This window comes from Streptomyces sp. NPDC002698 (assembly GCF_042888945.1).
Lineage (GTDB): Bacteria > Actinomycetota > Actinomycetes > Streptomycetales > Streptomycetaceae > Streptomyces.
Genome location: NZ_JBIAQM010000007.1, coordinates 41000 through 53892, shown reverse-complemented (window position 1 = coordinate 53892; position 12893 = coordinate 41000). Strand labels below are relative to the sequence as shown.

The window sequence follows — 12893 nt, the reverse complement described above, 5'->3', positions numbered from 1 at the left end:
GGACTGAGGCAAGGAGAAGACCGTGTCCCACAGCACGGTGCCTCGGAGCAGGGCCGGGGCCGGGGCGGGCAAGAGGACGCCGGAAGGGAGCCGGCCGGACGGTGCCACCGGACGGCGGGCCGCCGAGGGCGCCGCACAGGGCGCGGGAAAGCCGGCCTTCCGGCTGCGGTTCAGACGCGACCGCACCCTGATCCTGATGACCCTGCCCGCGATCGCGCTGCTGCTCGTCTTCACCTACGTACCGGTGCTGGGCAATGTCGTCGCCTTCCAGGACTACGACCCGTATCTGAGCGACAACGGCTTCGTCGCGATCTTCGAGAGCCCCTGGACCGGCCTGGAGAACTTCCGGCGGATCTTCGCGGACTCGGCCTTCTGGCACGCGGTGCAGAACACGTTCGTCCTGTTCCTCCTCCAGCTCGTGCTCTACTTCCCGATCCCGGTCGGCCTCGCACTGCTCATCAACAGCGTGGTCAGGCCCCGGGTCCGGGCCGTCGCCCAGGCGGTCATGTACCTCCCGCACTTCTTCTCCTGGGTCCTCGTCGTCACCGTCTTCCAGCAGATCTTCGGCGGGGCGGGCATCATCGCCCAGACCCTGCGCCGGCACGGGCACCAGGGCATCGACCTGATGACCGACCCGGGGATCTTCAAGTTCCTGGTGACGGCCGAGGGCGTCTGGAAGGACGCGGGCTGGGGCATCATCGTCTTCCTCGCGGCCCTGTCGGCCGTCTCGCCCGACCTGTACGAGGCCGCCGCCATGGACGGGGCCGGACGCTGGCGCCGGATGTGGCACATCACCCTGCCCGCCCTGCGCCCGGTGATCGCCCTGCTCCTGGTGCTGCGCGTCGGCGACGCGCTCACCGTCGGCTTCGAGCAACTCCTGCTCCAGCGCGACGCGGTGGGCCCCGGCGCCTCCGAGGTCCTCGACACCTACGTCTGGTGGAACGGCATCCGCAACCAGGACTTCGGCTACGCCGCGGCGGCCGGACTGATCAAGGGGGTGGTCGGCCTGGGACTCGTCCTGACCGCCAACAAGGTCGCCCATCTCATGGGCGAGCAGGGGGTGTACGAGAAATGACCGCCGTGACGCCCGGCGTACGCCGCAAGCCCGGCCGCTGGGCCGCCCCACCACGGCCGCCCTGGGAGGAGGAGCCGTCGAAGGCCGGCCTCGCGGGCAAGGGGCTCACCCTCGCCCTGGCCGCCTTCGCGATCCTGTTCCCGCTCTGGATCGTCGTCGTCACCAGCCTCCAGTCGAAGAAGACCATCGACGCGGCCGGCGGACTGGTCGTCGTCCCCAGGGGCGTCACCCTCGTCGCCTACAGGGAACTGCTCACCGGCGGCCAGGTGCAGCGCGCCGCCCTCGTCAGCGTCGGCGTGACCCTGGCCGGCACCCTGTTCAGCATGGCGGTCTCGGTCCTGTGCGCCTACGGACTCTCGCGCGTCGGATCGCTCGGCCACCGCTGGTTCCTGATGCTGCTGCTCGCCACGATGTTCTTCGGCGCCGGACTCATCCCCACCTATCTGCTGGTGCAGGCGCTCGGTCTCACCGACAGCTACCTCGCGCTGATCCTGCCCAGCGCGGTCAGCGTCTTCAACATCCTGGTGCTGCGGGCGTTCTTCATGGGCATCTCGCCCGAGCTCGTCGACAGCGCCCGCATCGACGGCGCGGGCGACTGGCGCATCCTGTGGCAGATCGTGATGCCGCTCTCCCGGGCCGTCCTCGCGGTCATCTCGCTGTTCTACGCGGTCGGTTACTGGAGCGCCTGGTTCAACGCCTCCATCTACCTGAGCGACCAGGACATGATGCCGCTCCAGAACGTCATGATCCAGCTGGTGCAGAAGCAGGAACGGCCGGTCGGCCTCGCCACCCAGATCAACACCGGCCAACTGTCCCCGCTCGCCGTCCAGATGGCCGTCATGGTGATGGCGCTGCTGCCCGTCGCGGTCCTCTCGCCCTTCGTCCAGCGGCACTTCAAGAAGGGCATGCTCACCGGCGCCGTGAAGGGCTGACCCGCCCGGGGCGCTCCGTACCGAGGTGCCCCGGTGTCCACCCCGCACCGCCCCCAGCTCGTCGCGGCCGACCTGCTCCTGACCGGCGGTCGGCCGCGGCGGTCCACTTCCTCACCCCGAACGAGGTAGGTCATGCGCACGCCCCGTGGAACCGGTCCGCAGTCCGGGCGGCCGAGCCTGAGCGACGCCACCCGGGGCCGTGTCCTGTTCGGCGGCGACTACAACCCCGAACAGTGGCCCGAGGAGATCTGGCACGAGGACGTCCGCCTCATGAAGGAGGCCGGCGTCAACTCCGTCACCCTCGGGGTCTTCTCCTGGGCCAGGATCGAACCCCGCCCCGGAGCAAGGGAGTTCGGCTGGCTGGACCGGCTGATGGACCTGATGCACGAGCACGGCGTCGGCGTCGTGCTCGCCACCCCCACCTCCTCGCCGCCGCCCTGGATGGGCCGGCTGCATCCCGAGACCCTGCCCCGGGACGAGGACGGCCGTACCGAATGGTGGGGTTCCCGGCAGCACTTCTCGCACTCCAGCGCCGTCTACCGCCGCCACGCCGCCGCCGTCACCGAGGACCTGGCGGCCCGCTACGCCGGCCACCCCGCCCTCACGATGTGGCACATCAACAACGAGTACTGCACCGTCGACTACGGCGACGAGGCGGCCACCGCCTTCCGCCGCTGGCTCCAGGACAGGTACGGCGTCCTCGAAGCGCTCAACACGGCCTGGGGAACGGCCTTCTGGGGCCAGGTCTATGACGACTGGCACGAGGTCCTCCCACCGCGTCACGCGCACTACATGAAGAACCCGACGCATGTCCTCGACTTCAAGCGGTTCACCTCCGACATGCTCCTGGAGTGTTACGTCGCCGAGCGGGACATCGTGCGCCGCCACAGCCCCGGCACTCCGGTGACCAGCAACTTCATGCCGATGTGGGTCGGCCAGGACGCCTGGCGGTGGGCCGAGGAGGAGGACGTCGTCTCGGTCGACCTCTACCCCGACCCGCGCGACCCCCTCGGCGCGCAGCACGGCGCGCTCGTCCAGGACATGACGCGCTCGCAGGCGGCGGGCGGTTCCTGGATGCTCATGGAACAGGCGGCCGGAGCCGTCAACTGGCGTGGTGTGAACCATCCCAAGCCGCGCGGGCTGAACCGGCTGTGGTCCCTCCAGGCCGTGGCACGCGGCGCCGACGCCGTCTGCTACTTCCAGTGGCGGCAGTCCCGGCAGGGCGCGGAGAAGTTCCACTCCGGGATGATCGGCCACGCGGGGGAGCGGGGCCGCACCTTCCAGGAGATCAAGCGGATCGGAGCCGAACTGGCCGCCCTCGCACCCCATGTGGCGGGCACCCGGGTCGGCGCGGACATCGCGATCCTGCACGACTGGAACTCCTGGTGGGCGGGAGCGCACGACGGCCGGCTGTCCGCGGAGAACGACTGCGCCGAGGTCGTACGGGCCTGGCACCGCGCCCTGTGGGAGGCCCACCTCACCACCGCGTTCGCCCACCCGGAGCACGACCTCTCCGCGTACCGCATGGTCGTCGTGCCCCAGCTCTACCTGCTCACGGACACCGCGATCGAGAACCTTCTCGCCCACGCGCGAGCGGGCGGCACGCTCGTCTGCGGCTTCCTCACCGGCGTCGCCGACGAGGACGACCGGGTCCGGCCGGGCGGCATGGACGAGCGGCTGCGGGACCTGTTCGGCATCCGCACGCTGCACGAATGGTGGCCGCTGGACGCGGGGGAGAAGGTCGCGTGCGACAGCTTCTCGGGCACGCTGTGGTCCGAGGAGATCGAACCCGACGGCACCGCGGCCGTCGAGGCGCGCTACCGCGGCGGCGAGCTGGACGGACTGCCCGCCGTACTGTCCAAGGGCACCGCCCGCTACCTCTCCACCCTGCCCGAACCGGCCGCTCTGCGCGCGCTGCTGGCGGCAGCCGCGGACAGCGCGGGCGTCCGGCCGCCACTCGGCCGACTGCCCGACGGTGTCGAGGCCGTCCGGCGCGGCGACCTGCTCTTCCTGCTCAACCACCGGCGCGACCCGGTGACCGTCGAGGTGCCGGGCAGCCACCGCGACCTGCTCGGCGGTGCGGCCGTGCGGGACTCCGTACGGCTGGAGCGCCACGGAGCGGCGGTGCTCGCCCCATGACCGACGAGGCCCGCCCGGGCCCCCACGCGGACCGCTCCCCGGCGGAGGGCGGCCCCGGTTCCGCCCCCGTCCACGGCACCTGGGAACCCCGGCCCGCCGCCCGCTGGGAGGACGCCTTCCTGAGCGGGAACGGCACACACGGCGCCATGGTGTTCGGTGACCCGGACGACGACCGGGTCATCGTCAACCATCACCGTCTGGTCCGCCCCAACGGCAGCGCGGACACGCGCCCGCCCGAGCTCGCCGACCGCCTCGCCGACGTACAGGACCGGCTGCTCGCCGGAGACGTGGACGCCGGCGAGGACTTCACCGACGGCCGGCCGCTGCTGTGGGTACAGCCGTTCCATCCGGCGTTCCAGGTGCGGCTGCGCCGCCCCGCCGGGGAGGCGCGCGTCTACCGCCGCGAGGCCGACTTCACCACCGGGGTCGTCCGCGCCGTGTGCGGTGCCCGGCGGAGCGAGGTGTTCGTCTCGCGCGCCGACGACGTGATCGCGCAGTACGTGACCGCACCCGGCCCCGCGGCCGAGGTGACGCTGGACCACCGGCTGCCGGGAGCGCCCGCGGACCTGGCGGTGGAGCACGGAGCCGTCCACACCCCCGAGGGCGCCCTGCTCACCCTGTGCGCCCGCTATCCGGGCAGCGACCTGGCGTACACCGGGGTCACCCTCCTCGTGACGGACGGTGCCACCCGTCCCGCCCCTTCGGGCGTACGGGTCGAGGGCGCCCGCTCGATGCTGCTGCTCACCCGGGTGCGTCGGCACCCGGGCCACCTGGACGCCCGCGCGGAGCTCCGCGCGCTGCGGGATCTGCTGCCCGGGTCCGGTCACGGCGCCGAGGACATCGAGAACGCCCGCGCGCACCTGCTCTCCCGCCACACCGCCCTGCACCGCGCCGCCTATCTGCGGGTCACTCTCGACCTGCACGCCGATCCCGCCGAACGGGCGCTGCCCGGATCGGAGCTGGTCCGGCGCCCGAAGAGCCCCGCCCTTGTCGAACGGCTCTTCGCGGCCGGCCGGTACCACCTGCTGTCGGCGGCCGGCACGCTGCCGCCGCGGCTGACCGGCCTGTGGACCGGCGACTGGGACACCGCCTGGTCCGGGGCGTTCACCACGGACGCCAACCTCAATCTCCAGACGGCGTCGGCCGCCGCGGCCGCCCTCCCCGAGGTCACCGAAGCGCACGCGGCCCTGGTCCACGGCCAGTTGCCGCACTGGCGGGACAACGCCCGAGCCGTCTTCGGCGCACGCGGGGCACTCGCCCCCGCCCACACCGACGGCGAGTCCGGCCACATCCACCACCTCAGCCGCGCGTACCCGCTGCACGTGTGGACCGCGGGTGCCGACTGGCTGCTCAAGCCGCTCGTGGACCACGACGAGACCCGCGGCGCCCGCGACCCGCGGCTGGCCACGGCGCTCGCCGAAGCCGCCCGCTTCTACGAGGACTTCCTGACCCGGACCGACCAGGACGGCCACCTGGTGATCGTGCCGTCCTACTCCCCGGAGAACCGTCCCGCGAACGCGAGCTGGGTCACCGTGAACGCCGCCATGGACCTCTCGGCGGCCCGCCACGCCCTGTGCACGGCGGCCACGTATCATCCGGGCCCTGACGCCGAGCGCTGGCGGGCGCTCGCCGACCGGCTGCCGCCGCACCGGGTCAACGCCGAGGGCGCGCTCGCCGAGTGGGCCGGTCCCGGGCTCCTCGACACCTACGACCACCGCCACCTCAGTCATCTCTACGGCGTCTGGCCGCTCGACGAGATCAACCCCTACGACACCCCCGGGCTCGCCGCGGCGGCCCGTCGCGCCCTCGAACTGCGCGGCGCCGAGAACGACTCGGCGCACGGTTACCTCCATCACGCCCTGGTGGCCGCCCGGCTGCGGGACGCCGGGCGGGTGGCGGGGGCCCTCGGCAACGTCCTGGCCGGGGACTTCTTCCATGTCTCCCTGATGAGCGGCCACTACCCGGGCCGGCACGTCTACAACGCCGACGCGGCCCACACCCTGCCCGGCGTCGTCATCGAGGCACTCGTCCAGTCCACCCCGCGGCGGCTCGTCCTCTTCCCCGCGCTCCCCGCGAGCCTGCCGAGCGGCGAACTCCGGGGCATCCGCACCAGGTTCGGCGCCCGGGCCGACCTCACCTGGACCCCCGACGGCGCCACCGTCGTACTGCGACCGGACCGCACCTGCCGCGTCGAACTCCGGACTTCCGCCGGCGCGCGACCGCTCTCCCTGAGCGCCGGAGAAGACCGCGTCCTCACCCTGGGGCCGCGGTAGCCCCCCGCACCTCCCCCCACCCATGGAAGGGACACCATGGCACTTCGCACACGGAACAGGATCACCAAGGCCCTCGTCGCCCCCGCGCTCGCGCTCGGCGCGACGATCGGCCTCGCCGCCGCTCCCGCCCAGGCCGCCGTCTGGTCCTCCTGCGACCAGTGGGGCAACACCACCCTCAACGGGTACACGCTCTACAACAACATCTGGGGCTCCGGCGCGGGCAGCCAGTGCGTCTGGGCCAACTCCGGCACCAACTGGGGAGTCTGGGCCAATCACCCCGACACCGGCGGCATCAAGTCGTACCCCAACTCCAAGAAGTACGTCGGAAAGACGATCGCCGGGCTGTCCTCCCTCACCAGCACCTACAACGTCACCGTCCCGTCCTCCGGCGCGTACAACACCTCGTACGACATCTGGGACACCGACTACGACTACGAGACCATGCTCTGGGTCAACTACAACGGCGCCGTCGGCGCGCTCGGCACCTCCCAGGGCACGCTCACGCTGAACGGCAACACCTGGACCGTCTACAAGGGCAACAACGGCGCGAACGACGTCTTCTCGTTCCTGCGCACCTCGGACTCCACGTCCGGCACCATCAACATCCTCCCGATCATGAGGTGGATCGCGAACACCAAGGGCTGGATGTCCAGCGCCGAGACCATCGGCGACGTGCAGTTCGGCTTCGAGATCACCTCGTCCGCGGGCGGTCTCGACTTCGTCGCCAACAACCTGACGGTCAGCAGCAGTTGACCCGTGCGCCCAGGCGCGGCCGGCCCCTCCCGGGACCGGCCGCGTCCGCTATCCGGCCACCGGCAGCCGCGCCCCGTCCCGCAGGAACAACGGGATCCGGTCCAGCGGCGCGTCCACCGTCACGGCCGCGCCCCCCTCGTACGACACCCCGGTCCACGCGTCCGTCCAGCGCGCACCCGCCGGGAGGTACGCCGTACGGGCCGTCGCACCCGCGGTGAGCACCGGCGCGACCAGCAGGTCCGGGCCGAGGAGGTAGGCGTCGTCCACCGACCAGGCCGCCTGGTCGCCGGGGAACTCCAGGAGCAGCGGGCGCATCACCGGCAGCCCCTCCTCGTGGGCCTCCCGCATGACGTCCAGCAGATACGGCTTCAGACGTTCCCGCAGCCGCAGATACCTCTCCATGACGGCGCCGGCCTCCTCGCCGTACGACCAGACCTCGTTCGGGCCGCCGGTCATGCCGGGACCGAGCGGCAGCCCCGGGTCGCGGAAGCCGTGCAGCCGCATCAGCGGCGACAGCGCGCCGAACTGGAACCAGCGCACCATGACCTCGCGGTACGCCGGGTCGTCCGGGTCGCCGCCGTGGAAGCCGCCGATGTCGGTGTTCCACCACGGGATCCCGGACAGCGCGGTGTTGAGACCCGCGGCGATCTGGCGGCGCAGGGTCGCGAAGTCGGTCCCGATGTCGCCCGACCACAGGGCGGCCCCGTAGCGCTGGCTGCCCGCCCAGGCCGAGCGGTTGAGGGAGATGATCTCGCTCTCCCCGGCGGCGCGCAGGCCCTCGTAGAAGGTGCGGGCGTTCTCGCGCGGGTAGAGGTTGCCCACTTCGAGTCCCGGGCCCGCGTGGTAGCGCAGGTTCTCGGAGAAGCCCGGCTTCAGCTCCGGCTCGCAGGCGTTCAGCCAGAAGGCCGAGATGCCGTACGGATCGAGATAGTTGTCCTTCACGCGGGACCACAGGAAGTCCCGCGCCTCGGGGTTCGTGGCGTCGTAGAAGGCCACCTGGACCGTGGAGGCGACCTGCTTGTCCGGCCAGTCGGCGTGCGCCATCGGCCCGTACTCGGTGCCGATGAACCAGCCCCGCTGCTCCATGAGCGCGTGGTTCTCCGAGAGCGGCGAGACCGACGGCCAGACGGACACGACCAGTTTGACGCCGAGACCGGCGAGTTCGGCCTGCATGGCCGCCGGGTCGGGCCACTCGGCCGGGTCGAACCTCCAGTCGCCGAGGTGGGTCCAGTGGAAGAAGTCGCAGACGATCACCGACAGCGGAAGGCCCCGCCGCTTGTACTCCCGCGCCACCTCCAGGAGTTCCTCCTGGGTGCGGTAGCGCAGCTTGCACTGCCAGAACCCGGCCGCCCACTCGGGCAGCATCGGCGTCCGGCCGGTCGCCGCGCTGTAGCGGCGCTGGGCGTCGGCCGGGGTGCCCGCGGTGATCCAGTAGTCGATCTGCCGGGCCGAGTCGGCGACCCAGCGGGTGCCGTTGCCCGCGAGTTCCACCCGGCCGACGGCCGGGTTGTTCCACAGGAGGGTGTAGCCGCGGCTGGAGGTGAGCACCGGAACGGTGACCTCGGCGTTGCGCTGGATCAGGTCCAGGACCACGCCCTTCTGGTCGAACAATCCGTGCTGGTGCTGCCCGAGGCCGTACAGCCGCTCGCCGTCGTACGCGGCGAAGCGCTGTTCCAGCCGGTGGTGGCCGTTGCCGGTGGGGGTGTACAGCCGCGGTCCCGGCCACCAGAAGTGGGCGCGCTCCTCGGCGAGGAGTTCGGCGCCGTCAGCGGTCCGGGTGAAGCGGATCATCCCCTCGGCGCTCACCTCGACGGTGAGCGCTCCGACGGTCAGCCTGGCCTCACCGCCGGTGAGTTCCAGCGTGCTCGTGGTGTCCTCGGGCCGGTCGAGCAGCGCTCCCGGCAGGTCTTCGAGCAGCGGACCGCCGAGCCGGGCGCGGACCCGCACGGCGTCGGGGCCCCACGGCTCGATCCGGACGGTCTCCGTACGGCCGCTCCACTCCAGAGCGCCGTCCCGTTCACGGAACGTGCCGACGGTCGGGGAGGACTGCGCGAGGCTCACCTGGGGCTGGATCGCGGCGGGCTGATTCACGTGGATGCTCCTGAAGGAGTGCAGACATGAAGGAGTGCGGACGGGGAGTGCGGCCGGGATTCCGTCCGGGGCGGGGCGGCGAAGCGCGGTACGGGGAGAGCACGCGGACAGCGGGTGCCCGGCAGGGGGCGCGAGGTCCCTGAAGTCCGCGCGGGGAGTGCCGGCGGGCGCGCCGTCGGCAGGAGCCCGGCTCAGGGAGCGGCCGGCGCCGGTCCCGTGCTCGCCCGTACCGTCAACTCCGGGGCGATCAGTACGACTTCGTCCTTGCCGCGTCCTTCGAGCTTGGCGATCAGACGCTCGACGGCATGGCGGCCCATGTCCTGGGCGGGGATGGCGACCGACGTCAGCCGCACCGAGGACTGGGTGGCGACCTGGTCGGGGCAGATCGCGATCACCGAGACGTCCTCGGGGACGGCACGGCCCTTCTGGCGCAGCAGCGCGAGCAGCGGTTCGACCGCCGACTCGTTCTGCACGACGAAGCCCGTGGTGCCCGGGCGCTCGTCGAGGATGCGGGCGAGGGTGAGGGCCATCGCGTCGTAGCCGCCCTCGCAGGGCCGGTGCAGCACCCGCAGCCCCAACTCGCGGGAACGGGCGCGCAGCCCGTCGAGCGTCCGCTCGGCGAAGCCGGTGTGCCGCTCGTAGACGGCGGGCGCCTCGCCGATGACAGCGATGTCACGGTGGCCGAGCAGCGCCAGATGCTCGGCGCACAGCGCGCCCGTCGCCCCGAAGTCGAGGTCGACGCAGGTCAGGCCGGTGGTGTCGGCGGGGAGGCCGATGAGCACGGACGGCTGGTCCGTCTCACGCAGCAACGGCAGCCGCTCGTCGTCGAGTTCGACGTCCATCAGGATCATCGCGTCGGCGAGCCCGCTGCCGGTGACCCGCCGCACCGCGTCGGGCCCCTCCTCGCCGGTGAGCAGCAGGACGTCGTAGCCGTGGGTCCGGGCGTTGGTGGCCACCGCGATGGCGATCTCCATCATCACGGGTACGTACATGTCGGTGCGCAGCGGGACCATCAGCGCGATGATGTTGGACCGGCTGCTCGCCAGGGCGCGGGCGCCCGCGTTCGGGTGGTAGCCGAGTTCCTGGATGCTCCGCTCGACCCGCTGCCGGGTGCTCACGGAGATGGACCGCTTGCCGCTGAGGACATAGCTCACCGTGCTCGCCGAGACTCCGGCGTGCTGGGCGACCTCGGCGAGGGTGACCATCCGGCTCTCCCAGTTTTGTGAAGCGCTTCGACAGTGCGCGCGGTACCGATAGGGGCGATGAGGGTGGCTCGACACTAGCTCGGTGGAGGAATCGTGTCCATAGGCTGTCGAAGCGCTTCGACAGTCAATCCCCGGTAGCGGCCCCGGCCCCGTGGCCGTGCGGAACCTCCCCCGAACGGCGTACCCGGACCGTCCCCCGGAACGGGCCTCCGGCGCAACACCGGCGGCCGGTCCGCGGGTGAGCCCATGGGGCCGAACGCTGCGCGAGGACTGGTGGGGTCGTCCGGAATCAGGTAAATACGATCGAGTAGAACCGGTCGGTAACGGACAGTCCCAAGATCCCTATTCGCGGCGAGGTGAGCCTCATGTCCGCAACACCCCACAAGCCCACAGTCACCGAACGTGAGGCACGACAGGTCGCCGAGGCCGCGCGCGAACAGGACTGGCGCAAGCCCAGCTTCGCCAAGGAACTCTTCCTCGGCCGCTTCCGGCTCGACCTGATCCACCCGCACCCGCTCCCCGCCGACGAGGACACACAGCGCGGCGAGGAGTTCCTGGCCAAACTGCGGGACTTCTGCGAGACGAAGATCGACTCCGCCCGGATCGAGCGCGAGGCACGGATCCCGGACGAGACGATCACCGGGCTCAAGGAACTCGGCGCCCTCGGCATGAAGATCGACACCAAGTACGGGGGTCTCGGCCTCACCCAGGTGTACTACAACAAGGCCCTCGCCCTGGTCGGCTCCGTGAACCCGGCGCTCGGCGCCCTGCTCTCGGCCCATCAGTCGATCGGCGTACCGCAGCCGCTGAAGCTCTTCGGCACCCAGGAGCAGCGGGACGTCTTCCTGCCGCGCTGCGCCCGCACCGACATCTCCGCCTTCCTGCTCACCGAACCGGACGTCGGCTCCGACCCGGCCCGGCTCGCCACGACCGCCGTGCCGGACGGCGACGACTACATCCTCGACGGGGTGAAGCTCTGGACGACCAACGGCGTCGTCGCGGACCTCCTCGTCGTCATGGCGCGCGTCCCGAAGTCCGAGGACCGCAAGGGCGGCATCACGGCCTTCGTGGTGGAGGCCGCCTCGGAGGGCGTCACGGTCGAGAACCGCAACGCGTTCATGGGTCTGCGGGGCCTGGAGAACGGAGTCACCCGCTTCCACCGGGTGCGCGTGCCCGCCGCCAACCGCATCGGACCCGAGGGAGCGGGCCTGAAGATCGCCCTCACCACCCTCAACACCGGACGCCTCTCGCTGCCCGCGATGTGCGTGGGCGCCGGCAAGTGGTGCCTGAAGATCGCCCGTGAGTGGACGTCGGTGCGTGAGCAGTGGGGCAAGCCGGTCGCCTTCCACGAGGCCGTCGGCTCCAAGATCTCCTTCATCGCGGCCACCACCTTCGCCCTCGAGGCCGTGCTCGACCTGTCGTCGCAGATGGCCGACGAGAACCGCAACGACATCCGCATCGAGGCCGCCCTCGCCAAGCTGTACGGCTCCGAGATGGCCTGTCTCATGGCCGACGAACTGGTCCAGATCCGCGGCGGCCGCGGCTTCGAGACGGCCGCGTCGCTGGCGGCCCGCGGCGAGCGCGCGGTCCCCGCCGAACAGGTGCTGCGCGACCTGCGCATCAACCGCATCTTCGAGGGCTCCACGGAGATCATGCACCTGCTGATCGCCCGGGAGGCCGTCGACGCCCACCTCTCGGTCGCCGGCGACCTCATCGACCCCGACAAGTCCCTCTCCGAGAAGGCGAAGGCGGGCGCCAACGCCGGAGTCTTCTACGCCAGGTGGCTGCCGAAACTGGTCGCGGGCGCGGGCCAGCTCCCGCGCTCGTACAACGAGTTCAGCCACGACGTGGACCTCTCCACGCATCTGCGGTACGTCGAGCGCAACGCCCGCAAGCTCGCCCGGTCCACCTTCTACGCGATGTCGCGCTGGCAGGGCCGCATGGAGACCAAGCAGGGCTTCCTGGGCCGGATCGTCGACATCGGCGCCGAGCTCTTCGCGATGAGCGCGGCCTGCGTACGGGCGGAACACCTGCGGACGAAGGGCGATCACGGACGCGAGGCCTACCAGCTCGCCGACGCCTTCTGCCGCCAGTCCCGCATCCGTGTCGAGGAGCTCTTCGGACGCCTGTGGAGCAACACCGACGACCTCGACCGCAAGGTCGTCAAGGGCGTCCTGTCCGGTACCTACACCTGGCTGGAGGAAGGCGTCCTGGACCCCTCGGGCGAAGGCCCCTGGATCGCCGACGCCACCCCCGGCCCGAGCACCCGGGAGAACGTGCACCGGCCCATTCGCTGACGATTTCCCGGTGGCGCGCTCCCGCCCCGTCCGCCGCCCTGCTGCTTGCCGCGCCGCAGCAGGGCGCCGACAATGAACGCGACGGCGAACGGGGAACTCCACCACGACGCCCTGGCGGTTCTCCCCGG

General features: G+C 71.5%; 8 protein-coding genes. 6 read left to right on the top strand and 2 right to left on the bottom strand.

Annotated features, from left to right (window positions below):
• Positions 1 to 22: 22 nt before the first annotated feature.
• The 5 genes from ACFYW9_RS12785 (at position 23) to ACFYW9_RS12765 (ending at position 7172) form a co-directional block, all read left to right on the top strand.
• The gene (locus tag ACFYW9_RS12785) at positions 23 to 1075 is read left to right on the top strand and encodes an ABC transporter permease (RefSeq protein WP_389148433.1); all 1053 of its coding nucleotides are present in this window, start codon (positions 23 to 25) and stop codon (positions 1073 to 1075) included.
• The gene (locus ACFYW9_RS12780) at positions 1072 to 2007 is read left to right on the top strand and encodes a carbohydrate ABC transporter permease (protein WP_389148430.1); all 936 of its coding nucleotides are present in this window, start codon (positions 1072 to 1074) and stop codon (positions 2005 to 2007) included. Before ACFYW9_RS12785 ends, ACFYW9_RS12780 begins: the two co-directional genes overlap by 4 nt.
• A 132-nt stretch (positions 2008 to 2139) precedes the next feature.
• Positions 2140 to 4146: a beta-galactosidase gene (locus tag ACFYW9_RS12775; RefSeq protein WP_389148428.1), complete on the top strand. Its 2007-nt coding sequence runs from the start codon at positions 2140 to 2142 to the stop codon at positions 4144 to 4146.
• The gene (locus tag ACFYW9_RS12770; RefSeq protein WP_389148426.1) at positions 4143 to 6419 is read left to right on the top strand and encodes a glycoside hydrolase N-terminal domain-containing protein; all 2277 of its coding nucleotides are present in this window, start codon (positions 4143 to 4145) and stop codon (positions 6417 to 6419) included. The genes ACFYW9_RS12775 and ACFYW9_RS12770 overlap by 4 nt, the downstream gene beginning before the upstream one ends.
• Positions 6420 to 6455: 36 nt before the next feature.
• Positions 6456 to 7172, top strand: a complete 717-nt coding sequence (locus tag ACFYW9_RS12765) for a hypothetical protein (RefSeq protein ID WP_389148424.1) — start codon at positions 6456 to 6458, stop codon at positions 7170 to 7172.
• A gap of 48 nt (positions 7173 to 7220) precedes the next feature.
• Here the strand turns inward: ACFYW9_RS12765 and ACFYW9_RS12760 are convergent, their stop codons facing one another.
• Both ACFYW9_RS12760 and ACFYW9_RS12755 read right to left on the bottom strand, forming a co-directional pair.
• Positions 7221 to 9263: a TIM-barrel domain-containing protein gene (locus ACFYW9_RS12760; RefSeq protein ID WP_389148421.1), complete on the bottom strand. Its 2043-nt coding sequence runs from the start codon at positions 9261 to 9263 to the stop codon at positions 7221 to 7223.
• Between the two features lie 191 nt (positions 9264 to 9454).
• Positions 9455 to 10468 carry a LacI family DNA-binding transcriptional regulator gene (locus tag ACFYW9_RS12755; protein ID WP_351869791.1) on the bottom strand — a complete coding sequence of 338 codons (1014 nt, stop codon included), beginning with the start codon at positions 10466 to 10468 and terminating at the stop codon, positions 9455 to 9457.
• A 365-nt stretch (positions 10469 to 10833) separates the two neighbouring features.
• Here ACFYW9_RS12755 and ACFYW9_RS12750 point away from each other — a divergent pair, with 365 nt between their 5' ends.
• Complete coding sequence (locus ACFYW9_RS12750; protein ID WP_389148416.1) at positions 10834 to 12765, top strand: acyl-CoA dehydrogenase family protein; 1932 nt, start codon at positions 10834 to 10836, stop codon at positions 12763 to 12765.
• Positions 12766 to 12893: the final 128 nt, after the last annotated feature.

Excerpts from the sequence above, each read along its gene's own strand:
- ACFYW9_RS12780 (WP_389148430.1), top strand. The coding sequence starts at position 1,072 with ATGACCGCCGTGACGCCCGGCGTACGCCGCAAGCCCGGCCGCTGGGCC.
- ACFYW9_RS12775 (WP_389148428.1), top strand. The coding sequence starts at position 2,140 with ATGCGCACGCCCCGTGGAACCGGTCCGCAGTCCGGGCGGCCGAGCCTG.
- ACFYW9_RS12770 (WP_389148426.1), top strand. The coding sequence starts at position 4,143 with ATGACCGACGAGGCCCGCCCGGGCCCCCACGCGGACCGCTCCCCGGCG.
- ACFYW9_RS12765 (WP_389148424.1), top strand. The coding sequence starts at position 6,456 with ATGGCACTTCGCACACGGAACAGGATCACCAAGGCCCTCGTCGCCCCC.
- ACFYW9_RS12755 (WP_351869791.1), bottom strand. The coding sequence starts at position 10,468 with ATGGTCACCCTCGCCGAGGTCGCCCAGCACGCCGGAGTCTCGGCGAGC.
- ACFYW9_RS12750 (WP_389148416.1), top strand. The coding sequence starts at position 10,834 with ATGTCCGCAACACCCCACAAGCCCACAGTCACCGAACGTGAGGCACGA.